The organism is Serratia sp. 2723 (assembly GCF_050434425.1).
Classification (GTDB): domain Bacteria; phylum Pseudomonadota; class Gammaproteobacteria; order Enterobacterales; family Enterobacteriaceae; genus Chania.
The window spans coordinates 75,617-100,629 of sequence record NZ_JBNDIN010000010.1 but is presented as its reverse complement, the minus strand read 5'-3'; the positions used below and the strand labels follow the sequence as shown (position 1 = coordinate 100,629).

Annotated in this window: 19 protein-coding genes; 15 read left to right on the top strand and 4 right to left on the bottom strand. The window is 54.7% G+C overall.

Annotation, left to right across the window (positions count from 1 at the left end; translation table 11 throughout):
* The first annotated feature begins 7 nt into the window (after nt 1-7).
* Nucleotides 8-2,566 carry a peptidoglycan glycosyltransferase/peptidoglycan DD-transpeptidase MrcA gene (gene mrcA / locus ABIE29_RS15870; protein WP_429619696.1) on the top strand — a complete coding sequence of 853 codons (2,559 nt, stop codon included), beginning with the start codon at nt 8-10 and terminating at the stop codon, nt 2,564-2,566.
* A gap of 99 nt (nt 2,567-2,665) precedes the next feature.
* Here mrcA and nudE read toward each other — a convergent pair whose 3' ends face one another.
* Nucleotides 2,666-3,220 (bottom strand): ADP compounds hydrolase NudE, encoded by a 555-nt coding sequence (gene nudE / locus ABIE29_RS15865; RefSeq protein ID WP_021181707.1) that lies wholly within the window; start codon nt 3,218-3,220, stop codon nt 2,666-2,668.
* A 449-nt stretch (nt 3,221-3,669) separates the two neighbouring features.
* Here nudE and ABIE29_RS15860 point away from each other — a divergent pair, with 449 nt between their 5' ends.
* The 7 genes from ABIE29_RS15860 (at nt 3,670) to ABIE29_RS15830 (ending at nt 10,550) form a co-directional block, all read left to right on the top strand.
* Nucleotides 3,670-5,802 (top strand): intracellular growth attenuator family protein, encoded by a 2,133-nt coding sequence (locus ABIE29_RS15860; RefSeq protein ID WP_429619695.1) that lies wholly within the window; start codon nt 3,670-3,672, stop codon nt 5,800-5,802.
* Nucleotides 5,803-5,887: 85 nt separating this feature from the next.
* A complete protein-coding gene (gene yrfG, locus ABIE29_RS15855; protein WP_429619694.1) occupies nt 5,888-6,568 on the top strand; it encodes a GMP/IMP nucleotidase in 681 nt (226 codons plus the stop codon).
* Entirely contained in the window at nt 6,565-6,972 is a 408-nt protein-coding gene (gene hslR, locus ABIE29_RS15850; RefSeq protein ID WP_429619693.1) for a ribosome-associated heat shock protein Hsp15, read from the top strand. The genes yrfG and hslR overlap by 4 nt, the downstream gene beginning before the upstream one ends.
* A gap of 25 nt (nt 6,973-6,997) precedes the next feature.
* The gene (gene hslO / locus ABIE29_RS15845) at nt 6,998-7,876 is read left to right on the top strand and encodes an Hsp33 family molecular chaperone HslO (protein ID WP_429619692.1); all 879 of its coding nucleotides are present in this window, start codon (nt 6,998-7,000) and stop codon (nt 7,874-7,876) included.
* 200 nt (nt 7,877-8,076) lie between these two features.
* Nucleotides 8,077-9,696 (top strand): phosphoenolpyruvate carboxykinase (ATP), encoded by a 1,620-nt coding sequence (gene pckA / locus ABIE29_RS15840; RefSeq protein WP_429619691.1) that lies wholly within the window; start codon nt 8,077-8,079, stop codon nt 9,694-9,696.
* A gap of 123 nt (nt 9,697-9,819) precedes the next feature.
* Entirely contained in the window at nt 9,820-10,083 is a 264-nt protein-coding gene (locus tag ABIE29_RS15835) for a FitA-like ribbon-helix-helix domain-containing protein (RefSeq protein ID WP_429619690.1), read from the top strand.
* Complete coding sequence (locus tag ABIE29_RS15830) at nt 10,080-10,550, top strand: type II toxin-antitoxin system VapC family toxin (protein WP_429619689.1); 471 nt, start codon at nt 10,080-10,082, stop codon at nt 10,548-10,550. Before ABIE29_RS15835 ends, ABIE29_RS15830 begins: the two co-directional genes overlap by 4 nt.
* 34 nt (nt 10,551-10,584) lie before the next feature.
* On the opposite strand, the gene envZ is transcribed toward ABIE29_RS15830, so the two are convergent.
* A complete protein-coding gene (gene envZ, locus ABIE29_RS15825) occupies nt 10,585-11,955 on the bottom strand; it encodes a two-component system sensor histidine kinase EnvZ (protein ID WP_429619688.1) in 1,371 nt (456 codons plus the stop codon).
* Nucleotides 11,952-12,671, bottom strand: coding sequence for a two-component system response regulator OmpR (gene ompR / locus ABIE29_RS15820; protein ID WP_004709363.1), 720 nt, complete (start codon nt 12,669-12,671; stop codon nt 11,952-11,954). The genes envZ and ompR overlap by 4 nt, the downstream gene beginning before the upstream one ends.
* A 378-nt stretch (nt 12,672-13,049) precedes the next feature.
* Here ompR and greB point away from each other — a divergent pair, with 378 nt between their 5' ends.
* The 4 genes from greB (at nt 13,050) to ABIE29_RS15800 (ending at nt 19,584) form a co-directional block, all read left to right on the top strand.
* On the top strand, nt 13,050-13,532 hold the full coding sequence (gene greB / locus ABIE29_RS15815) for a transcription elongation factor GreB (RefSeq protein WP_024527581.1): 483 nt from the start codon (nt 13,050-13,052) through the stop codon (nt 13,530-13,532).
* A gap of 125 nt (nt 13,533-13,657) precedes the next feature.
* A complete protein-coding gene (locus ABIE29_RS15810; RefSeq protein WP_429619687.1) occupies nt 13,658-15,988 on the top strand; it encodes a Tex family protein in 2,331 nt (776 codons plus the stop codon).
* A gap of 171 nt (nt 15,989-16,159) precedes the next feature.
* Nucleotides 16,160-16,867 carry a DUF1266 domain-containing protein gene (locus ABIE29_RS15805; protein WP_429619686.1) on the top strand — a complete coding sequence of 236 codons (708 nt, stop codon included), beginning with the start codon at nt 16,160-16,162 and terminating at the stop codon, nt 16,865-16,867.
* Entirely contained in the window at nt 16,864-19,584 is a 2,721-nt protein-coding gene (locus tag ABIE29_RS15800; protein ID WP_429619685.1) for a DUF805 domain-containing protein, read from the top strand. The genes ABIE29_RS15805 and ABIE29_RS15800 overlap by 4 nt, the downstream gene beginning before the upstream one ends.
* A 51-nt stretch (nt 19,585-19,635) precedes the next feature.
* Here the strand turns inward: ABIE29_RS15800 and ABIE29_RS15795 are convergent, their stop codons facing one another.
* Complete coding sequence (locus ABIE29_RS15795) at nt 19,636-21,327, bottom strand: Hsp70 family protein (protein WP_429619684.1); 1,692 nt, start codon at nt 21,325-21,327, stop codon at nt 19,636-19,638.
* Nucleotides 21,328-22,120: 793 nt separating this feature from the next.
* Here ABIE29_RS15795 and feoA point away from each other — a divergent pair.
* The 3 genes from feoA (at nt 22,121) to ABIE29_RS15780 (ending at nt 24,975) form a co-directional block, all read left to right on the top strand.
* Complete coding sequence (gene feoA / locus ABIE29_RS15790) at nt 22,121-22,345, top strand: ferrous iron transporter A (protein ID WP_429619683.1); 225 nt, start codon at nt 22,121-22,123, stop codon at nt 22,343-22,345.
* 75 nt (nt 22,346-22,420) lie between these two features.
* Entirely contained in the window at nt 22,421-24,736 is a 2,316-nt protein-coding gene (feoB, locus tag ABIE29_RS15785; protein ID WP_429619682.1) for a Fe(2+) transporter permease subunit FeoB, read from the top strand.
* The gene (locus ABIE29_RS15780; RefSeq protein ID WP_429619681.1) at nt 24,736-24,975 is read left to right on the top strand and encodes a FeoC-like transcriptional regulator; all 240 of its coding nucleotides are present in this window, start codon (nt 24,736-24,738) and stop codon (nt 24,973-24,975) included. The genes feoB and ABIE29_RS15780 overlap by 1 nt, the downstream gene beginning before the upstream one ends.
* The last annotated feature ends 38 nt before the right edge of the window (nt 24,976-25,013 follow it).

Sequence of the window (25,013 nt, the reverse complement as noted above, 5' to 3'; positions counted from 1 at the left end):
ATCTCAGGTGAAGTTCGTAAAGTATCTTTTAATCCTTGCAGTGTTTTGCATCGTGCTGGGAGCAGCCTCGATTTTTGGCTTGTACAAATATGTCGAGCCACAGCTGCCCGATGTCGCAACGCTGAAAGACGTGCGGCTACAAATCCCGATGCAGGTTTACAGCGCTGAGGGCGAACTGATCGCCCAATATGGTGAAAAACGCCGTATACCTCTCAAGCTGGACCAAATCCCACCGGTGATGGTGCATGCCTTCATCGCCACGGAGGACAGCCGTTTCTATGATCATCACGGGGTCGATCCCGTTGGTATCTTCCGTGCCGCGTCGGTCGCTCTGGTTTCCGGCCATGCTTCGCAGGGGGCCAGTACCATCACCCAGCAGTTGGCCAGAAACTTCTTCTTGAGCCCGGAACGCACCTTGATGCGCAAAATCAAGGAAGCCTTCCTGGCGATCCGCATTGAACAGATGCTGACCAAGGATGAAATTCTTGAGCTGTATCTGAACAAAATTTATCTGGGTTACCGCGCTTATGGCGTGGGGGCTGCCGCGCATGTCTATTTTGGTAAGGACGTCAGCCAACTGACGCTGAGCGAAATGGCCACCATTGCCGGGTTACCTAAAGCACCGTCCACCTTTAACCCGTTGTACTCCCACGATCGCTCCGTAGCGCGTCGTAACGTGGTGCTATCGCGGATGCTGGATGAGCGCTACATCACGCAGGCACAGTACGATCAGGCCCGCAGTGAACCTTTGGTAGCCAATTACCATGCGCCGGAAATCAGCTTCTCCGCCCCTTATCTTTCAGAGTTGGTGCGTCAGGAGATGATCAAGCGTTACGGTGAAAACGCCTATACCGACGGTTACAAGGTGTACACCACCATCACCAAGCGGCTGCAACAAGGCGCGCAGGAGGCGGTACGTAACAACATCCTCAACTACGACATGCGCCACGGCTATCGCGGCCCGTCAAACGTGCTGTGGAAAGTGGGTGAACCAGCCTGGGATCAGAAACAGATTGTCGATTCCCTGAAGAACCTGCCGAGCTACGGCCCGCTGTCTCCTGCAGTGATCCTGCAGGCAGATGCCAATCAGGCGGTCGCCATGCTGTCCGATGGCAGCCGTATTACGCTCCCCATGTCTGGTATGCGCTGGGCACGAGCGTTCAAGAGCGATACGGTGCAAGGCTCCACACCGAAGCGTGTCACCGATGTGGTACAGCCTGGCCAGCAGATCTGGGTGCGTAAAGTTAACGACAACTGGTGGCTGTCACAGGTGCCGGATGTGAACTCGGCGCTGGTGTCGCTCGATTCTAACACTGGCGCGATCAAGGCGTTGGTCGGCGGCTTCGATTTCAACCAGAGCAAGTTCAACCGCGCAACCCAGGCGCTACGCCAGGTGGGTTCCAACATCAAACCGTTCCTGTACACCGCAGCGATGGATAAGGGCCTGACGCTGGCCACCATTCTCAACGATCTGCCGATCACCCGTTGGGATGCCGGTGCCGGTACCGACTGGCGGCCGAAAAACTCGCCCCCCACTTACGACGGCCCTATCCGGCTGCGCCAGGGTCTTGGCCAATCGAAAAACGTGGTGATGGTGCGAGCAATGCGCGCCATGGGCGTGGACTATGCCGCTGAATATCTGCAACGCTTTGGTTTCCCGGCGCAAAACATCGTGCATTCGGAATCGCTGGCGCTGGGTTCGGCCTCGTTCACCCCGCTACAGGTGGCACGCGGCTATGCCGTGTTGGCCAACGGTGGCTATCTGGTTGACCCGTACTTCATCACCAAGATCGAAGACGATACGGGTAAAGCGATATTCGAAGCCAAACCGAAAGTAGTGTGCAATAGCTGCAACCTGCCGGTGATCTACGGCGATACGCATCGTTCGGCCATGCTTTCCGATGATAATGTCGAGAACGTGGCAGTCTCACAGGAAGGCAGCAATGCCAACGTACCGATGCCGCAGCTTGAGCAGGTCACCCCGGCGCAGATGCAGCAGGATAACGAACAGCAATATGCGCCACATGTGATCAGTACTCCGCTGTCGTTCCTGATCCGCGATGCGTTGAATACCAATATCTTCGGTGAACCGGGCTGGATGGGTACGGGCTGGCGCGCAGGCCGCGATCTTAAACGTCATGATATCGGCGGCAAAACCGGTACCACCAACAGTTCGAAAGATGCCTGGTTCTCCGGCTACGGCCCAGAAACGGTGACATCGGTGTGGATCGGTTTCGACGATCACCGCCGCAATCTTGGCCGTGCCTCCGCTTCGGGTGCCATCCCGGATCAGATTTCCGGTGGTGAAGGTGGGGCGAAGAGTGCTCAACCGGCTTGGGATGATTTTATGAAGGTGGCGCTGGAAGGCATGCCAGAACAGAAAGTCACGCCGCCGCCGGGGATTGTCAGCGTGACCATCGACAAGAGCACCGGCAAACTGTCCAACGGGGGCGGAGGTAGCCGTTCCGAGTACTTTATCGAAGGCACTCAACCCACGGAGTTCTCGGTACATGATGCCGGAACCACCCTGACAGACCCAGGTGGCGAAAGCCACGAGCTGTTCTAAAAACGACAATGGCCAGAGCAATCTGGCCATTTTTTTATCTTGACTGTCGGGTGCAGCAGCAGCGCCCCTACACAACGTAACGTAGCCGGTGGAATCAGGTCAGCGTGAACCGCGCAGGAATGCCTCTGTCAGGAACAATGCGCTGACATTACGCGCCTCACGAAAGTCCGGTTCCGCCAGCAGTGCCATCATGTTGGCTATCGGCCAACGCACCTGTGGTAACGGCTCTGGCTCGTCCCCCTCCAGGCTTTGCGCATAGAGGTCATGTGCCAGCACGATATTCATCTGGCTGGAAAAATAGGAAGGTGCCATCGTCAGTTTGCTGAGGAAATCAAAGCGCCCGGCCCCAAAGCCGACTTCTTCCATCAGTTCGCGGTTGGCGGCTTCCAACACCCCTTCACCAGGATCGATCAGCCCTTTGGGGAAGCCCAGCTCATAGGATTCGGTGCCCACCGCATATTCACGGATCAGCAGCAAATCATCCCCTATCACCGGCACAATCATCACCGCTTCACGTTCCGAAGGGCGCATACGTTCATAGACCCGCCGCACACCGTTACTGAACTCCAGATCGACCGACTCAACGTTAAACAAACGCGAGCGCGCGACCGTTTCTACTTTCAGAATTTTAGGTTTTTGCAGCTGTTTATCCATGATTGCCTCAAATAGGTTAACCGCCTAATACACTGAATACTCAGCACTCTCAGGCAAGTAACCAGGATAATAATATGCGCGTTGTGCCAGACAGCAAGAGGGTCAACCGCTGACTAAACTCGATCTTGATCACATTGTGCGTTAATGGGAACCCTTACCGCAACGAGCTTAGCCTGTAATTTACTTTTTTTTAACAAACCGGGCCAGCAGCTGTCCCGGTGGATAAAAAAACAGGTAGGCAAATAGGATAATCCTGATATCCGGAAACCATGAGGATTGCTATGCTCGTGCAGGTTAAAAAATCGTACGGTGAATGCCTAACGATAGCCACGAATGAGAGCCGGATAACAACTAAACGGTGGGTCATTCTATCCCTGTGCGGTTAACTCCGTATAATGTCTGGCTTTGCGTAAGGATTGGCGGTTTCATGGGTGTAGGACGAGAATAGCATGAGCACAATAGCGTTGATATTGGCCTTAGCGCTAGCCTGCCTGACCGCTGCTGGCCTCTACTTGTGGTTTAAATTCCGCTCCCGGTCAGCCTTGGCTGGTATCCTGCCGTTCGTCAAACCTACCCACCGCAAACTGACCTCACCAGAGCGGGCAGCTATCGAGTATTACCTCAACCAACAGAACCGCCTGGGCAACAAACTGCTGTCAGGTTCCGCTTCCCTGCCTTCTGTCAGGCTGGCGTTGACCGCACAGAGCGACAACGTTTACCCGATCACCCATGCCATCACCCGCTATGGTCTGGCCAGCGATGACCCCAACAACTGGCGCTACTATCTCGACTCGGAAGAGATCCACCTGCCTCCATTCTGGGAGCAGTACATCAGCGCCGATAACCATGTCGAAGTGATCAAGACCCAGACGCTACCGCTGGTGATCTCACTCAACGGCCATTCGCTGCTGGATCATATTTACGACAGTCCGCCTTCGCCGGTAGTGACTGCAACCCCGACTAGAAACGCCTCCATCCGCAAAGAAGAGAGCGAACATATTGAACTGGTGAACATCCGCAAGGAAACCCGCGAGGAACATGAACTTAACCGGCCAAACGGCGTCAAGGAAGCTGCCCTCATCTCTGCTGCCCTGCTGCTGCTGTTCCTCAGCCTGATCAGCCCGGTGGTAGTGATCCCCTGGATCATTCTGGTAGCGGTGCTGATGATCGTCTGGGGCTGCTGGCATCTGTTGCGTCGCCCGGGCGAAAAAGAGCTGAAAGAGGTGCACTGTCTGCGCGGCACGCCAAAGCGCTGGGGCTTATTCGGTGAGTCCAATCAGGGGCAAATCAGTAATATCTCTTTTGGCATTATCGATTTGATCTATCCCCCACACTGGCTGCCTTACCTGAATGCGGACCTGGGTAAAACCACCAATGTGGATATCTACCTCAACCGGCAGGTGGTACGTCAGGGGCACTATCTTTCCCTGCATGACGAAGTGAAGAACTTCCCCTTGCAGCAGTGGGGCAAAAACGCCGTATTGGCGGCCAGTTCGCTCGTGGTACTGTTGTTACTGTTGATTTACATTCCACTCAGCCTGCCCGCCAAATTGAGCACCGCATGGTTACAGGGCACGCAGAAAACGGAAGTCACCAGCGTTCAGGCGCTCGAGGCCATTCCGCTGCATATTGGCGATAGGCTGAAAATTCAGGGCAACGGCATGTGCTACGTTCCTTCGGGCAACAGCAGCGCCACTGCGCCGAGCTTTATGCCTTTCGATTGTTCGGGGATCTACTGGAATACGGCTACCCCACTGCCACAGCCCGAATCGGAAGTGATCGATAAGGCTGCTGCGCTGATGGCCACCATCAACCGGCAACTGCACCCAAGTGGTGCCGAGCAGAAACTGAACCCGCAACTGGCCAGTGCCATTGAAAAGTCAGGCATGATCCTGCTGGATGACTTTGCGGATATCGTATTGAAAACGCAGGATCTGTGCGGTACGGAGGCCGACTGTGCGCGCTTGAAGAACGCGTTGGTCAACCTGGGTAACGTCAAGAACTGGGCCAATCTGGTGAAACGGGCCAAATCCGGGGCGCTGGAAGGCGTTAACGTTCTGCTGCGCCCGGTCAGTGCTGAATCGCTGGAAAACCTGAGCAACGCGGCAACCTCTGCCTTTGTGGTGCGGGAAACCCGGCAGGCCGCTGCGGCCCTCAACAGCCCACCACCAGGCGGTTTTTTGATCACCAGTGACGAAGGCAAGCAGTTGGTGGATTATCTCTTGCCCACGCAGCCGCTGAACGAATACAACTCACTCGACCAATGGAACGAGCTACAGCGCCTTAGCAGCATGCTGCTACACACGCCGTTCCGGGCAAACGGGGTGATCACCAATATCTTTGTCGACGCCAACGGCACCCGGCATATCGCCCTGCATAGTGAACCGGATATCGTGACCCTGTGGCGCTATCTTGGTACCAGCCTGCTGTTGCTGGTGTTGGTCGTCATGCTGGGTTACAACGCCTGGCGGCTGGTGCAACGCAGGCGCAAAAACCAACATCGCCTCGCCGATATTCAGCGCTATTACGAAAGCTGCTTCAACCCACAGCTCACCCCGATATCCATACGCCCGATGGCGTAGCCTCCGCCCTGCCATCCGCCTATACTAGGCTGTATGTTTTTTTATCATCTGCGGGATACCGTTATCCCGCCTATGGAGTTGGTACATGGTTCCTGAGTTTGACTGGCAAGATATTGATACCGTACTGCTGGATATGGACGGCACCCTGCTGGATCTGGAATTCGACAGCCATTTTTGGTTAACGCTGGTACCGCAGGCGTTGAGTGAGCAACGAGCCATTCCCTTCGACGACGCCAGCAAAATCATTCACCAGGAATACCTGGCCGTGCAACACACCATGAACTGGTATTGCTTTGATTACTGGAGCGAACGCCTTGGATTGGATATCTACCAAATGACCAGCGAAGTCGGTAACCGCGCTCGGTTGCGTGAAGATACCCAGCCGTTTTTGCAGGCGTTACGCGATGCCGGGCAGCGCACCATCCTGCTCACCAACGCGCATCCACACAGTCTGGCGGTGAAGGTTGAGCACACGGGTTTGGATCGGCACCTTGATTTATTACTTTCCACCCACACATTTGGTTATCCAAAGGAAGATCAGCGTCTGTGGCAGGCCGTGCAGCAGCAGACCGGCTTTGACCCGCAGCGCACGCTGTTCGTAGATGATGGTGAACCGATCCTGGATGCCGCCCGCAAGTTTGGTATCCGCTACTGCCTAGGCGTGCAAAACCCGGATTCCAGCATGGCGAGTAAAACTTTCCAGCGTTATCCGTCGATGAGCGACTACCGCCAGTTGATACCGGCATTGGAACGGAGGGAGTCATGAAAACCAAAGCAACACCGGATGAGGCCGTCCGCCTGGATAAATGGCTGTGGGCCGCCCGATTTTATAAAACCCGTGCACTGGCCCGTGACATGATCGACGGCGGCAAGGTGCACTACAACGGGCAGCGCGGCAAGCCGAGTAAAACCGTTGAAATCAATGCCGAAATCAAACTGCGTCAGGGTAATGAAGAACGTACCGTCATCGTGCTGGCCATCAACAACCAACGGCGTGGGGCCGATGAAGCGCAGTTGATGTATCAGGAAACCGAAGCCAGCATTGCCAACCGCGAGAAAGTGGCGCTGGCACGCAAGATGAATGCGCTGACCATGCCGCATCCGGATCGTCGTCCGGACAAGAAAGAGCGGCGCGATTTGATTAAATTTAAATTTGGCGAGCAGGAATAATCCCTCGCTGCAAAGAGAGAAAACTATGTCCAACCATGACCAATTGCACCGTTACCTGTTCGAAAACTACGCGGTGCGCGGTGAGCTGGTTACCGTCAGCGAAACCTATCAGCACATCCTGACCAACCATGACTATCCGGCACCGGTACAAAAACTGCTGGGCGAGTTGCTGGTAGCCACCAGCCTGCTGACCGCCACGCTGAAATTCGACGGTGACATTACCGTTCAGGTGCAAGGTGACGGCCCGCTGAAACTGGCGGTGATCAACGGCAACAATCGCCAGGAAATGCGTGGTGTAGCCCGTGTCGAAGGCGAGATTGCGACCGACAGCACCCTGCACCAGATGCTGGGTAACGGCATTATGGTGATCACCATCAGCCCGTCTGAAGGTGAACGCTATCAGGGCGTGGTGGGTCTGGAAGGCGAAACGCTGGCCCAGTGTCTGGAAGGGTATTTCCGCCAGTCCGAACAGCTGCCAACGCGCCTGTTTATCCGCACCGGCGAAGCCGAAGGCAAACCAGCGGCTGCCGGCATGCTGTTGCAGGTACTGCCAGCTCAGGATGGCAATGCCGATGATTTCGACCATCTGGTGCAGTTGACCGCCACCATCAAGGATCACGAGCTGTTCACCCTGCCGGCTAACGAAGTGCTGTATCGCCTCTATCATCAGGAAGAGGTCACGCTGTACGAACCTCAGAAGGTGATCTTCCGCTGTACCTGTTCACGCCAGCGCTGTGCCGATGCCTTGATTACGCTGCCAACGGAAGAAGTGGCCGCTATGTTGCAACAAGATGGCAACATCGATATGCACTGTGATTACTGTGGTAATCATTATGTATTCGATGCGTTAGACGTCGCAGCCCTCCACAACGGCAATGCCGACAGCAGCCCCCAACTGCATTAAGCAAAACCGCGGTGTGACGTGCGTCGAGTTACGACGCACGTCAGCCCTCGCTGTTTGCACGCTTGCTTTTTTCCGTGGTCTATATCTCATAACGTAACTAAAAAATGTTTAATACGTTAAATATTTGATACCTATCGCGGTTACATCAGCATGGATCCCTACAATTGTTGCCAGAAATTCTGTGATCAAGGAGTAGTGACATGCGTGTTAATGGTATAACCCACCAGTATCTTGCCGCTTATGGAATTCATAACGTTGGTGAAATCGTTCACAATCCGAGTTATGAATTACTGTTTAAGGAAGAAACGGACCCTGCTCTGCAAGGGTTTGAGCGTGGTGTAGTAACCAATCTGGGCGCCGTTGCCGTTGATACCGGCATCTTCACCGGCCGTTCGCCAAAAGATAAGTACATCGTCCGTGACGATATCACCCGGGACACCGTCTGGTGGGCCGATCAAGGTAAAGGCAAGAACGATAACAAACCTCTCAGCCCTGAAGTCTGGGCAGATCTGAAAAAATTGGTCACCGGGCAACTCTCCGGCAAGCGCCTGTTCGTGGTCGATACCTTCTGTGGTGCTAACGCAGACTCCCGCCTGAAAGTCCGCTTTATCACAGAGGTGGCCTGGCAGGCGCATTTCGTGAAAAACATGTTTATCCGCCCGAGCGATGCAGAACTGCAAGGCTTTGAGCCTGATTTCGTGGTGATGAACGGCGCCAAGTGCACCAACCCGAACTGGCAGCAGCAGGGAATGAGCTCGGAAAACTTCGTGGCATTCAACCTGACCGAGCGTATGCAGCTGATCGGCGGTACCTGGTACGGCGGCGAAATGAAAAAGGGTATGTTCTCAATCATGAACTACCTGCTGCCGCTTAAAGGTATTGCCTCCATGCACTGCTCGGCCAACGTGGGCGAGAAAGGCGACGTGGCGGTGTTCTTCGGCCTGTCCGGCACCGGTAAAACCACCCTGTCGACCGATCCGAAACGCCAACTGATCGGCGATGACGAACACGGCTGGGATAACGATGGTGTGTTCAACTTCGAAGGTGGCTGCTACGCCAAGACCATCAAGCTGTCGGAAGAAGCCGAGCCAGATATCTATCACGCCATCAAGCGTGATGCGCTGCTGGAAAACGTCACCGTATTGGCCGACGGCACCGTGGACTTCAACGACGGCTCGAAAACCGAGAACACCCGCGTTTCCTATCCGATCTATCACATCCACAACATCGTCAAGCCGGTGTCCAAAGCGGGCCACGCTACCAAAGTGATCTTCCTGACTGCGGACGCCTTCGGCGTACTGCCGCCGGTATCACGCCTGACGGCCAACCAGACCCAGTACCACTTCCTGTCCGGTTTCACCGCCAAACTGGCCGGTACCGAGCGCGGCGTTACCGAACCAACGCCAACCTTCTCTGCCTGCTTTGGCGCGGCATTCCTGTCACTGCACCCAACCCAGTATGCAGAAGTGCTGGTCAAGCGCATGCAGGCAGCCGGAGCCCAGGCTTACCTGGTGAATACCGGCTGGAACGGCACCGGTAAACGTATCTCGATCAAAGACACCCGCGGCATTATCGACGCCATCCTCAACGGTGAAATCGATAAGGCAGAAACCATCACGCTGCCCATCTTCGATCTGTCGATGCCAACCGCCCTGCCAGGCGTCGACCCGGCCATCCTCGACCCGCGTGCCACCTATGCCAGCATAGAGCAATGGGAAGAGAAGGCCCACGATCTGGCGAACCGCTTTATCACCAACTTCGACAAGTACACCGATACTCCGGCAGGCGCTGCGCTGGTCAGCTCGGGTCCAAAACTGTAATAGCGTTGATTAACCCCCTAAGCCAAGGCGCGGACTCCGCGCCTTTTCTCTTTTCTGGTTGATTTTTAGACAATCAAACGGGACTATAGAGCAATGCTGTCATTGCTGGCACAGGAGGTTTGAATGGCTACCCTAACCGTCAGGGATCTAGATGATGAGATAAAAGAGCTGTTGCGTATTTCAGCGGCTAAAAATGGCCATTCCATGGAGGAGGAAGCACGCATGATCTTGAAACAAGCTTTAATGGAAAAGCCAGCGCGTTATGGCTTGGGCACCTGGATGCACCAGCACTTTGCCGAATTCGGCGGCGTAGAACTGGATATCCCGCCGCGCGAAGAGATGCCACCTCGCATAATCACCTTTGGCGATGAAGATGACAAAGCATGATTATTCTCGATACTAATATTATTTCAGAAATGATGCGCCCCAATCCACATTACAACGTTATCGCCTGGCTAGACGAAAAAGACAATAATGAGCTGTATCTGAACGCGATTGTGCTTGCTGAGCTGTTCAGCGGCGTGGCCCGTATGCCAGACGGCAAGCGACAGCGGGAACTAAACCTCAAGTTGGCAGAGGCAATACGGACAAGGTTTGATGAGCAAATTCTGCCATTTGATGCATTGAGTGCAATGCAGTATGCACAACTGATGGGCCGGAACCAGCGTCAAGGAACGTTGATGAGCATGCCCGACGCGCAAATCGCCGCCATCTGTCTACAATATGGTGCCACTCTTGCTACGCGCAATATCAAAGATTTTCTCCATTGTGGCATTGAGTTGATCGATCCATGGCAGGCCATGGGTGGCCAGCGTCTACATGAAGAAGCGGCAGGGTACTCCACGCAACCCTGACCAGGCCACAATGCTGCGGCCGTAAGTCAGGTTATCAGGCGTTCTCTTTGACTGGCGAAGTCCCGCTGGCAGCTTCTTTCTTCTCGATCGGTAATGGGAGATAAGCTCGGATACGCAGCCCACCACGCTCGCTGGTGCCGATATCCAGCACGCCAGCATGAGCGTCAATAATACGCTGCACGATCGCCAGCCCTAACCCGGTGCCGCTGGTGCTGCGCGCACTGTCGCCGCGCACGAAAGGTTGGAACAGGTGCTTCAGCTCTTCCGGCTTGATACCGGGGCCATCATCCTCCACCTGGAACCAGCCGCGCTGCAGTTCGCGCCCGCTGCTGACCTTGATCCAGCCGTTGCCATAGCGCGCCGCATTCACCACCATGTTCACCACCGCACGTTTGATCGATAGCGGATGTACATCCACCATCAGCTCACCCGGCAGAATATCGGTTTCAATCACCCGCTCGTAGCCACTTTCTGTCGCCACCACTTCGCCCAGAATGGAATTTAAATCGCAGATTTCGGTTTGCATCTCCTGGCCGGTACGCAGGTAATCAATAAACTGCTCGATGATGGCGTTACATTCTTCGATATCTTTATTGATCGACTCCGCCAGATAACCGTCTTGCTCGCTCATCATTTCCGTCGCCAGACGGATACGCGTCAGCGGCGTGCGCAAGTCATGACTGACCCCCGCCATCAGCAGCGTGCGATCGTCGGCCAGCAGCTTCACCCCAGAAGCCATCTGGTTGAAGGCCCGGGTCACGGAGCGTACCTCAGAAGCGCCATACTCACGTAGCGGCGGCGGAATAATGCCTTTGCCTACCTGCAAGGCAGCATGCTCAAGCTCCACCAGAGGGCGATTCTGAATGCGGATAAACAACCAGGCGCCACCGATCGCCAGCAGCATAATAGCCAGGGTGTAGCGGAACAGCGGCGAGAAATCGCCTTGATGGATTTCGGTCAGCGGGACGCGTACCCAGATATCCGGCTGCAACCAGGTTTTCAGCCAGACCACCGGGGAGTTTTTATTTACTTCGACGCGGACGTCGGTCGGGCCACCCAGTTGCTGCGCCATCTGCTGGCTAAGGAATTGGTAGTGTTGCGCCCAGCGCAGGCCACTCTCTTCCGCAGCCGCATTGGTATAAAGCGAAATGCCCAGCTCGCGGTAAATCTCGCGGCGGAACGCTGGTGGCACCTCCAGCAAGGTGCCGTCCTCCAGCTGTAGCCGATCGGTCATCAGCATACGAACTTCGTACGCCAATACCTTATTGAACTGCTGCAGACTGGGCAGGATGGCGAAGTTAAGCACCACCAGATAGGTCGTCACCAGGCTGACGAACAGCAAGGTGACGATCAACAGCAAAGTTCGGGCAAACGAGCTACGCGGTGAAAAGCGCAATCGCCTCATGCCTTACTGCCGTCCGGGACAAAGACGTAGCCAAGACCCCAAACGGTCTGGATATAGCGCGGATGTGCCGGATCTTCCTCAACCATGCGGCGCAGGCGCGAGATCTGCACGTCGATGGAACGCTCCATCGCACTGTATTCGCGGCCACGGGCCAGGTTCATCAGCTTATCACGCGACAACGGTTCACGTGGGTGGCTAACCAGGGCTTTCAGCACGGCGAACTCACCGCTGGTTAATGGCATAGGTTCATCTTCACGGAACATCTCGCGCGTGCCGAGGTTCAGTTTGAATTTACCGAAGGCGATCACCGCCTCTTCCTGGGAAGGCGCACCCGGCAGTTCGTTAGCCTGGCGGCGCAGCACGGCACGGATACGAGCCAGCAGTTCACGCGGGTTGAACGGTTTAGGGATATAGTCATCGGCGCCGATTTCCAGCCCGACGATGCGGTCCACTTCTTCACCCTTGGCGGTCACCATAATGATCGGCATCGGGTTGCTTTGACTGCGTAGACGACGGCAAATGGACAGCCCATCTTCACCCGGCAACATCAGGTCTAATACCATCAGATGGAAAGATTCACGCGTCAGCAAACGATCCATTTGCTCAGCGTTGGCTACGCTGCGAACCTGGAAGCCTTGTTCGGTTAAGTACCGCTCTAAAAGCGCACGCAGGCGCATGTCATCATCGACGACCAGAATCTTGTGATTCTCTTGCATTGTCTGACTCCCAAAGGCTGTATTGCCTGATTCTAGACTGTAGCCCGCACTTAAGCAGCGGCAGCGCTGGCGGCTATTTGGCAACAGCCTCGTATTGTTCAAAAACTCCATCATTACTGACAGCGTTTAATGGTATATATTCTAGACGAAATTGTTACAAAGCTTATTCTTTTGCCCAAATATCAACAATTTTCACTATTAGTCAGGGCCGCAGGTCGGTAAAAACTTCCCGCTGCGTATGATGTACACTCTTGGCAGAAAACCGCAAGACTGGCGAATTGGCAGTGTACCCCAGGTTTATAAAAAAAACGCCAACGGATATGGTGGCCGCTTTATGCGAGAATGCCCACTGCTCCTGTGATTTGATGATGGATAACCATGAAAACATTGCTGATCACCCGTGAGGGTTACAACAAGCTCAAAAAAGAACTGGATTTTCTGTGGCGTGAAGACCGCCCGGAAGTGACCAAGAAAGTCACCTGGGCCGCCAGCCTGGGCGACCGGAGTGAAAACGCCGATTACCAATACAATAAAAAGCGGCTGCGTGAGATCGATCGCCGGGTGCGCTATCTGACCAAGTGCCTCGAGCAGTTGAAAATTGTCGATTATTCGCCACAGCAGGCGGGCAAAGTGTTCTTTGGGGCCTGGGTAGAGATCGAGAATGACGATGGCGATACCAAACGCTTTCGCATTGTTGGTTACGACGAAATATTTGGCCGTAAAGACTACATCTCCATCGACTCACCAATGGCTCGCGCCTTGCTGAAAAAAGAGGTGGGGGATACGGCCACGGTTGAGACCCCGGCAGGCATTGCCTACTGGACGGTCAACGAGATCGAATATATCAAAGACGTAGAATAGTTGAGGCCGTAGGGGCGCGGCATGCTGCGCCCGTCAAAACCTCGGCCCTCTGGACTGGCATTTTCCCCCTGCAAAACGTATAACTATCCCCCTATCGATTATCGCTGCTAACAGATACCTGACTTATGACTGATCCACTGAGCCGCATTATTGCAACCGAACTGCAGGCCCGCCCGGAGCAAGTTGACTCCGCCATCCGTCTGCTGGATGAAGGCAATACCGTGCCGTTTATCGCACGCTATCGTAAGGAAGTCACCGGGGGCCTGGATGATACCCAACTGCGTCAGTTGGAGACTCGTCTGGGCTATCTGCGTGAACTGGAAGATCGCCGCCAAACCATCCTCAAGTCCATTGAAGATCAGGGCAAACTGACCGAGCAGTTGGCGGGGGCAATCAACGCTACGCAAAGCAAAACCGAACTCGAAGACCTTTACCTGCCCTACAAACCGAAACGCCGTACCCGTGGGCAGATCGCTATTGAAGCCGGTCTGGAGCCGCTGGCAGACTCCCTGTGGCAAGATCCGCAACAGCAGCCAGAACAGTTGGCCGAAGGGTTTGTCGATGCCGAGAAGGGCGTGGCAGACGTCAAAGCCGCGCTGGACGGCGCACGCTACATCCTGATGGAACGCTTTGCCGAAGACGCGACCCTGCTGGCCAAGGTGCGTGACTACCTGTGGAAAAACGCCCATCTGGTGTCCAAGGTTGTCGAGGGTAAAGAAGAGGAAGGCGCGAAATTCCGCGACTACTTCGATCACCACGAACCGATTGCGCAAGTGCCTTCGCACCGTGCGCTGGCAATGTTCCGTGGCCGTAATGAAGGCGTGCTGCAACTGGCGCTGAACGCCGATCCGCAGTTTGAAGAAGCCCCGCGTGAAAGCCAGGGCGAGCTGATTATCACCAACCATCTCAACCTGCGCCTGAACAACGCGCCGGCAGATGCCTGGCGTAAATCAGTGGTTAACTGGACGTGGCGCATCAAGGTGTTGCTGCATCTGGAAACCGAGTTGATGAGTACCCTGCGTGAACGCGCGGAAGACGAAGCAATCAACGTTTTCGCCCGCAACATGCACGATCTGCTGATGGCCGCCCCAGCCGGTATGCGCGCCACCATGGGCCTGGATCCTGGCCTGCGCACCGGCGTTAAAGTGGCGGTAGTGGATGCCACCGGCAAGCTGGTTGCCACCGATACCGTCTATCCGCACACCGGGCAGGCAGCCAAAGCCGCTGCGGTCGTTGCCGCGCTGTGCATCAAACACAAGGTTGAGCTGGTTGCCATCGGTAACGGTACCGCATCCCGCGAGACCGAGCGTTTCTTTGCCGAGCTGCAACAGCAGTTCCCGGAAGTTAAAGCCCAGAAGGTGATTGTCAGCGAGGCCGGTGCTTCGGTGTATTCCGCTTCCGAGCTGGCCGCATTGGAGTTCCCGAACCTCGACGTTTCCCTGCGTGGTGCGGTTTCCATCGCCCGCCGTCTGCAAGATCCGCTGGCGGAACTGGTGAAGATCGATCCGAAATCTATCGGCGTGGGCCAATACCAACACGACGTCAGCCAAAGCCAGTTAGCCAAGAAGCTGGACTCGGTGGTGGAAGACTGTGTGAACGCCGTTGGCGTAGATCTGAACACCGCCTCCGTGCCACTGCTGACCCGCGTAGCAGGCTTGACGCGCATGATGGCGCAGAACATCGTCACCTGGCGTGATGAGAATGGCCGCTTCAGCAACCGTGAACAACTGCTGAAAGTGAGCCGTTTGGGGCCAAAAGCCTTCGAGCAATGTGCGGGCTTCCTGCGCATCAACCACGGCGATAACCCGCTGGATGCCTCAACCGTTCACCCGGAAACCTACCCGGTGGTGGAACGCATTCTGGCCGCGACCCGCCAGGCTCTGCAAGATTTGATGGGCAACCCGAGCGCGGTACGCAGCCTGAAAGCCAGCGACTTTACCGATGAGAAATTCGGCGTACCGACGGTCACCGACATCCTGAAAGAGCTGGAAAAACCGGGCCGCGATCCACGCCCGGAATTCAAAACGGCCACCTTCGCCGAAGGGGTGGAAACCCTCAACGACCTGCAGGTGGGCATGGTCCTGGAAGGCTCGGTCACCAACGTCACCAACTTTGGTGCCTTTGTTGATATCGGCGTCCATCAGGACGGCCTGGTGCACATCTCGTCACTGGCGGACAAGTTCGTTGAAGATCCGCATACCGTGGTGAAAGCCGGCGATATCGTCAAGGTGAAGGTGATGGAGGTGGATCTGCAGCGTAAGCGTATCGCGCTGAGCATGCGCCTGGATGAGCAACCGGGTGAAGGCTCACCACGCCGTGGCGGGGGCAACAATAACGCTCCAACTCGTGATAAAAACTCACGCCCTGCGGCTAATAAGCCTAAACCACGCAACAGCACCCCGGCAGGTAACAGCGCTATGGGTGACGCGCTGGCCGCCGCATTTGGTAAGAAATAATGAGCTGAGGGGATAAACCCTTATCCCCTCCTTCGGCTGTCTCTTGATCAGACCTCCTGTTCAAGAGACATCGCTGGCTTACAGATCGTCTCTCCATTCTGGCCCCCTACCTGACTTAATCGGCAGGCCGATGATGCCGATATAAAACAGGGATTTATTGGAACTTGATTGATGGAACAACAATATCAGCAATGGCTAATGGCTCTTTCAGCCCCGATGGTGGCGATAAATGCTCATTCCGGCTGTACCTTTGACTCGCCAAAATATTATCCCTTCGACACCACTTTCGATTTAACAGAAAGTTGGGGGATCAACTCGCGTTCTGGTGTGATCAACATGATATTACGCATGGTGGATGCAGGGCATGCGAGAGAGCTGGCACACTACTATTCTCTCTGGCATCGTCTCAGCCCGACGCAATGGCAAGAGCATGTGGAACAGCAGTCCGTTGAAGAACAGGTTTTGATGCAAATAGTCGCTGATACGGCGGTTATTTGTGGTGATGGAGGCATCCGTTCCTGGGATCTGGGGCGGCTGAGTTTTCTATGTCGCGTTGCTCAGCTCCATGGCTGGTTTACCGCTGAGGAAAATCTGTGGTTCCATACTCGGCTAGCGCTGCGTGCACGCCACTATTACGCGAATTGGGAAAGCTATTACGCCGCGTTTTTCGTCGGCCGTGCCTATTGGCAATCATTAAATCAGGAGACCCCTGAGCAACAGAAATATGCTTTTTGTCATCAAAGTGGAACGGAAAACTATATTCAGATGCAACAGCACCTCTATTGCCACGCAGATAGCCCTTTAAAACATCTGGCCTGGCATATTGACTGCCATGAAATAGAGAAACCGGCGTCCCTGGAAGAGGTTGACTGGTCATGAATCAACGTTGCTGGCAAATATTAGGCATTGAGCCAACGGACGATCAACAGGTCATTCGCTCTGCCTATCGCAGTAAGCTCCCCGACTATCATCCCGAGAACGACCCGAGCGGGTTTCAGCTATTACGTCAGGCCTTTGAGCACGCGCGCAAACTGGCCGAGTCCCCGTTTATGCTGCGTTCTGCACAGGGTACTGAAGATGACGGTCCTCATAATGAGACACCACAACTCGAGCATGCCCCCGAGCCGCCGCCATCCGCTGCGGAACCATTATTCGAGAGCATGCTGGCCCAATTTGACGCGCTGTTGAATACCCCGGAAACACGTTATCAGCCACAAAGCTGGCATCGCTATATCGCTCAGCTGGATCAGTACGATATTGCGCTCATTGACCGGCTACGCTGGTACTTGCTCGATCGTGTTTACCACTCGGCATGTATCTCCACCGACTGCGTCAGGCTATTAGCGGAACGTTTAAACTGGCGGCATCGCCTGAATGAACTGGAGCAGGACGACGCGGCCCAGATGGATGATTATTTAGACTATATCGCCCGCGCCGATATCTTCGATCTTTCCACACTGTCGTCAATCAGCCTGCCTGCTCAAGTAGAAACCGTTGCCTTCTTCCGCCATGCGTATCATCTGTACTGGAATGAGCCAGAATGGATGCTGCGTTTACTGCTGAGTAATCCATCCGTGATTTACTGGCCTGATTGCCCACGGCTAATGAAACAGCTGGCGCAATGGTACAGCCTGGCGGAAGTTCCCAGCGAAACGTTGCGGGATCACTGTTTGGCACAGCTGGAGCTGGACGCAGAGAATAGCGATTGGTTGTACCTGGCTGCCCGGCATTGTGCTTTGCTGCAGGATAAGCAGCAGGCGTTTGATTATTGGCTACAGCTATATCGGTTAGAGCAGCATGCGCAGGCCGAGCAAGGGTTATTGGATTGGTGCCGTGAACAGCATCCGGCCTATTTTCCGCTGTTGGTCCAGGCTTTTGATCGGCCAGTTTACCCAGCGGCGGCAGGGATAGCGGCAGATGATGAGATGCAGGATTACCTGACCCCAACCCAGACGGTACAGACCTTGGTACGTTGGGGAGAGGCAGCACAGTTAAACTGGGCGGCAGTGCCGATCGCCCAGGCTTATATCCATTGGAAATCCGGTAACGGTAATGTCGGTGTGATGTATGACCAGCTAATGCTTGATGATGGCTCCGACCCTCTGCGATTACTTTACCGCCATGCCTGCATGCTAACCTTGGGTAATGAAGGGCTGTTGCAGCAAATTATTGACCAACCCACACCGGCCGATCCCCTAGAGGCCCTGATCCTGCAAGGGCTGCAATCTCAGGCGGCACAGCGGCTGGCTTGGCTGAATGATTCGAGCGTCATTGCCGACTTCATTAAGTGGCTGGATGGCCCAATTGACCACCAACTGCCAGAGAGATATACCGATACTGGCTCCGCTAGCTGGCATCAAGCCGTCTTCTGGTTGCGGCAATGGCGTTACCTGTCACCAGCACGATTGAACCGCTTGTATCAGGAGCCGGCGTTTAGTGCACGGCTTGGCACCATCAATGACTGGTTGAATTATTTAGCTGCAGTGGACCAGATTAAGATCCCACCGTTTAGCGACGCTACCGCACCCTGGGATCAATACCGGCAAACCTGTTTACTGGTGCTACTACTCAACGGGGCGGCCGGGCATATCGATACTGTCCGTCAGATAAACCACTTGACGCTCAGTGAACAGCATCCCGTCTACGAACTGTATCGGTTAATCCGGCAACTCGACCCGGCAACAGGTGATCTGGTTTGGCAGCTTGAACAACAACTGCGGTTGGATAACCGTCTGCACTACCTTTGCTGGTTGGAATTACCCGTATCTATTAACCAGTTTTTGCTCCGCGTGCAGAGCCAGCCAGAGCTGTGCAACTGCTCCAATGTCGATCATTTCTATCATCGTGTTGCCAGTTGGCCTGATGAGATAGAACAGGCTCCGATGGCCGAGCAAGCCTTGCTTCACGCATTTTTACTGCGCCATGGCGACCAGAAAATACAGGACAAAAGCCGGGAGGCGCTTGAACGGTTAGACTGCGGCAATCAGGGGGAAACGGAGCTACGGCAGGCATTGCTTAACGGTAAAAAGCCCAAAGCCTTGGGGAACTCAACGCTGTTTGCCCAGGACTCATTGCTGACAAAAATAGCTCAGGTTGGCTATCGCCTGTATGACTACGATTGGGATAAATTGGATCAAGATGAACGTCAGCAGTTGATGGCCTGTCTGGCAGATAGCCGCCTCTCTCCCATTCTGCGATTGAATGCCGGGTTATTAGTGCAGCTATCGGATCAGCGCGTGATTGAAAAGCAACGTGCGAAGGAGCAAAGACCAGACACCCGCTTCTGGCAGTTCTGGCAATTTGACCGCCGCATCAACCGCCTGGGCCTGCTGGCTCAGTTGACGCTGGTGCCACTGGCAATGGCTGCGGTTTACCAACCACTCAGCAACGTGCTTTCGGCCTGGGTCATTATCGGGTTACTGCTGCTCAATATGTTCAGCGCACTGCTGCGGCGCAGTCATGATTTAAACCGTAAATACCCGGTCTTTGAAGCTGTGTTGCTGATATGCATACCCTATGTGATCCTGCTGTATCTGCTGATACCCGGCGTGAAGCACGCGAACCAATATGGCCCGCCGCCAGGAGAAAAACGCTGAGGATTGTGTCATGAGTAACTGCCCCCAACGTTTTATGGGGGCAGTTGACGCTCAGAAACTCATCTCGTCCAGAAAACGTTCCAGCCGCAGGCGTATGGGCTGGATCCTTTGCTCCTGCTGGCTAACCAGCACCGCTTCAAACTCTTGTAGCCACAAACCGATCTGCATACGCTCATCACCCAGTGACTGCGCCCAGGCTTTTTCCAGCCGAGCCTGCAAGGTACGGTTAGACAGCGTATCGCGCGGATGCACTTTTAGCTCCTGCAAACGCTGCTGACTTTGCTTTCGCTGTTCTGGGCTCAGGCCAATGGGGCTGTGGTCGATCACTTTTGAGAATGAATCACCACTGTCTGGCAAATGGACATCAACCTCTAGCAGCCCATTGATATCGTAACTGAAACGAACATCCAGTGATTGAATATGGCCGTTAGGCTTTACCGGCACGGTAAACTCATCCACCAGGATATTGTTGTCAACATGTGGGCTTTCCCCCTGATAGATCGCTATCCGGATCGCCTTTTGCTCCACATGCGTCGTGGTGAAGCTTTCCACCCGTGAAGTCGGGACTACGGTATTACGTTCCAGAATCGGTGAGAAAATCCCATGCCGATCCGCACTCGAGGTAGCGATGCCCAGCGTATAGGGGCAGACATCCGTCAGGATCACTTCGTCGATATTCTGATCGCGCAGGCGGCAGGCGGCATGTACTGCGGCACCCAGCGCTACGATGGTTCTGGGATCTAGGTGCTGATGCGGCAACTGACCAAATAGCTTCACCACCAGTTTCTGGATGGTGTTCAGCTTAGTGGCTCCGCCGACCAATACCAGGTGATCCATCTGCTGCGGTTGCAAACGAGCATCGTGCAGCACCTGCTCAATCGGTGCTCGCAGGCGATTCAGCAGCGGCAGCCAGATCTCCCCAGCTTTACGCTCATCCAGCTCTATTTCCCATTGCCTATCCTGCCATTGCCAATGCAACTGATATGAGCCCTGTTGCTGATTAAGCTGGCATTTCCACTGCTCGACGCAATCATACAGCCGTGCCATATCATGGGGCGCGATCTGCGAGGCGTTCAGTTGCCATTCGTTGAGGCAGGCTTTAATGATTGCCTGGGTGAAATCTTCACCGCCAAGATAGTTATCACCCGCCGAAGCGTGCACCTCAATCAGCGGCAGATCATATTCCAATACCGTGACGTCAAAAGTGCCCCCGCCCAGGTCAAACACCAAAGTACGGCCAACCCCTTGGGTGTGCAGGCCATAAGCCATCGAAGCCGCAGTCGGTTCATTAATCAGCCGCACCGCATTCAAACCGGCCAGTTCAGCGGCAAAGCGGGTCTGCTTACGTTGCTCATCGCTAAAATAGGCAGGTACCGAAATCACAACGTCGCGGATCGGCTGGCCAAGAAAACTTTCTGCGTCTGATTTCAGCGATTTCAACACGATTGCCGATAGCTCTGGGGCGTCAAACGTCTGTTGGTCCAGTTTGAATTTCTTCTTGCTGCCCATGTAACGTTTAAACAGCGCTGCCGTCTTTTGCGGGTGAGTCGTCAGGCGAGATAACGCAGAGCGACCAACCAGTATCGTCCCATCTTCATCAATGCTGACGACCGAGGGGGTAAGAAATTCATTGAGCACATTGGGGATTAAGCGCGACTCCCCGTCTTGCCAGACACTAATGAGGCTATTGGTGGTGCCTAAATCGATGCCGATTGCCGGGGTAGCGTCATGCTGCTGTAACATCGTCCTGACCTCGTAAAGAAGGATGCTTGCCTGCTAGTACAGCCGTATTAAGCGTGGCAACTTAGTCCATGATGGGGGTTTTTTATATATCGTTTGATATTAGCACGATGGCATTAGGTAGCTCATCGCCATGGAATTTATTTGCTTGAAAGTAATGTTCTACTTTAGTTGAAAAATTTAGCCGGTAGCTCGTTCCCATCGCCTTCATCTTTTCTTGTGCAACCTAGTAGCGCCCCTCCCCCCCCCCCCCCCGACAATTTTGACCTGCCGCAATAAAATGGCGATTTTTTACCATCTCCGTTTCCCGCCATCGCCTTCATCCCCGCAACGGTAAAAATACTCCGTTGTTAACACCCTTATTAACACCGCCGTTTCAGGCCATCGATTATGCCGTAAACACAAATACTTACCCCTCTCATTTACAGCAAGCGATGTTGCCAGATCTGCGCCGTGACACTCTCAGCCACTCCAATAGAGCTACAACTGTTTCATCTCCGCAAGAAAATGTACAAATTTGCAACTTAATTAACCTTTTGCGCTCATTTGCAGTGCGTTTGGCTTAGTGTTAAAACTAGGCTTGGCAAGGCGTCCATTGCAGATATGACAGCATTTACAATTGCCCATACATTCCGTATTGAATACGATAATTGTTATCACTATGATTCTGTGTATTCATTGCTCTGTTTTTGGCTCGGCGCTCCTGGCCCCATACACCTTTTCACAGGTAGTCTGGGCAGCAAATGTTCTGAAGGTGTCATTCCCGTGGGAATGCCCAACGCATTGAGAAGACAATATGCAGCTGCTTCCTAAACATACCTATAAAATCACCGGCTTCTCCAACGAGATCAGCCCGGCCTACCGCCAGAAATTACTGTCGCTTGGCATGCTGCCCGGCTCGCAGTTTGACGTAGTACGCGTGGCACCGCTTGGCGACCCGATAGAAATAAAAACTCGCCGCGTTAGCCTGGTGCTGCGGAAAAAAGATTTAGACCTGATCCTGCTCGATAGCCAACCGTAACGCGCTATCCCCGCCTCAGGAAGTTGCCGTGTGCAAACGCGGCCGATACTTAATTTACTGATATCACGTTGGTTTATGAAAAAAATCACTATTGGCTTAATCGGTAACCCAAACTCGGGCAAGACGACGCTGTTCAACCAGCTCACCGGGGCACGCCAGCGGGTCGGTAACTGGGCTGGGGTGACGGTTGAGCGTAAAGAGGGCCAGTTTTCGACGCCGCAGTCGCAGGTCACGCTAGTGGACTTACCAGGCACTTACTCGCTCACCACCATCTCCGAACAAACCTCGTTGGATGAGCAGATCGCCTGTCACTACATCCTGAGCGGCAATGCAGATATGCTGATCAATGTGGTCGATGCCTCTAATCTGGAACGCAACCTCTACCTGACGCTGCAGCTACTAGAGCTGGGTATTCCGTGCATCGTGGCCTTGAACATGCAAGATATTGCCAAGAGCCAGAATATTGAAATCGATGTCGCCGCGCTGGCCGAGCGTCTTGGTTGCCCGGTGGTATCCATGGTTTCCACCAAAGCCGACGGCATTGGCCTGCTGAAACAGACCATCGACAATCACCGCTTCAACCAGTTAAAAGCGCTGGTGGCCTATCCACCGCTGCTGCTAGACGAAATCACTACGCTGACCGAGGCCATGCCTCAACAACTCCCCACCGAACAACGGCGCTGGCTGGCCCTGCAAATGCTGGAGGGTGACATCTACAGCCATCAGTTGGCCGGGAAAGCCACCGAGCTACTGACACATTCCAGGCTAGCGCTGCAACAGCAGCACCAGGAAGATCCCGCGCTGGTCATTGCCGATGCCCGCTACCAGTCGATCGCCACTATCTGCGATGCGGTCAGCAACTCAAAGCTGGCGTTGCCAAACCGCCTGACGGAGGTGCTGGATCGGGTGATCCTCAACCGCTGGCTGGGCGTCCCCATCTTCCTGCTGGTGATGTACATCATGTTCGTATTGGCGATCAACATCGGCGGTGCACTGCAACCGATCTTCGATCTCGGTTCGGCAGCCATCTTTATCCAGGGCATTCAGTGGGTCGGTTATACCCTGCATTTCCCGCAGTGGCTGACCGTCTTCCTGGCGCAGGGCGTGGGCGGCGGTATCAATACCGTGCTGCCGCTGGTGCCCCAGATCGGCATGATGTATCTGTTCCTGTCATTCCTGGAAGACTCCGGCTATATGGCTCGAGCGGCATTTGTGATGGACCGCCTGATGCAGGCGCTCGGGCTGCCGGGTAAATCCTTTGTGCCGCTGATCGTCGGCTTCGGCTGTAACGTACCGTCCATTATGGGCGCACGCACCTTGGATGCCCCACGCGAGCGGTTGATCACCATCATGATGGCCCCCTTTATGTCCTGCGGCGCGCGTTTGGCAATCTTCGCCGTATTTGCCGCGGCCTTCTTCGGCCAGGATGGCGCGGGCGTGGTGTTCTCACTGTATATGCTCGGCATCGTGGTGGCGATCCTCACCGGCCTGGTGCTGAAATACACCATCATGCGTGGCGAAGCATCGCCGTTCGTGATGGAACTGCCGGTTTATCACGTGCCGCATCTGAAAAGCCTGCTGCTGCAAACCTGGCAACGCCTGAAGGGCTTCGTGCTACGCGCCGGGAAAGTGATCGTGATTGCCAGCATCTTTATTGGCGGCTTGAACAGCTTCTCGTTCAGCGGCCAGCCGGTAGACAGCATCAATGATTCAGCGCTGGCCTCGGTTTCCAAAGTGCTGACCCCATTATTACAGCCAATGGGCGTACATAATGATAACTGGCAGGCAACCGTCGGGCTGGTGACTGGGGCGATGGCCAAAGAAGTGGTGGTCGGCACGCTCAATACGCTGTACACCGCAGAGAACATCACCAATGAGCACTTCGATGCCGCCAACTTCAATCTGCTTGATGAACTCGGTGCCGCCGTCAATGAAACCTGGCAGGGCCTGAAAAACACCTTCAGCCTGAGCGTACTCTCCAACCCTATCGAAGCCAGCAAGGGCGATGGTGAGATGGGCGTGGGCTCAATGGGCGTCATGAGCAGCAAATTTGGCACTTCAATCTCTGCCTACAGCTATCTGATTTTCGTGTTGCTGTACGTTCCCTGCGTCTCGGTGATGGGGGCTATCGCACGTGAGTCCAGCCGGGGTTGGATGACCTTCTCCATCCTGTGGGGGCTAAACGTGGCCTATTCGCTGGCAACGCTGTTCTATCAGTTCGCGACCTTCAGCCAACATCCGCAATACAGCGCGACGGCGATCCTGATCGTGCTGCTGTTCAATGCGCTGGTGCTATTGGGCTTGCGCAAGGCACGTAGCCGCGTAACGATACGTTTACGTAGCGCCACTTCGGCGTCCTGTTGTCAAAGTTCGCAAGGTAACTGCCACTAATGGCCAGTCTGCTGCAAGTCCGTGATGCGCTTGCCCTACGGGGCGGCGCTCAGGCACTGCAGCTGAGCCAGCAACTGGCAACGCCCTTGCCATTGGTTGAGGCAATGCTGCAACGTTTGACCGCGATGGGGAAAGTTGAACGTATTGAGCTTGATAGCAGCGAATGCCTGAGCGGCAGCTGTAAGAGTTGCCCACAAGGGCTGGCTTGTAAAACGGTGATTTATCGTTTGAAGGGGTGAATACAGGGGCGCAATGGTTTACCTGCGCCCCCTCACTT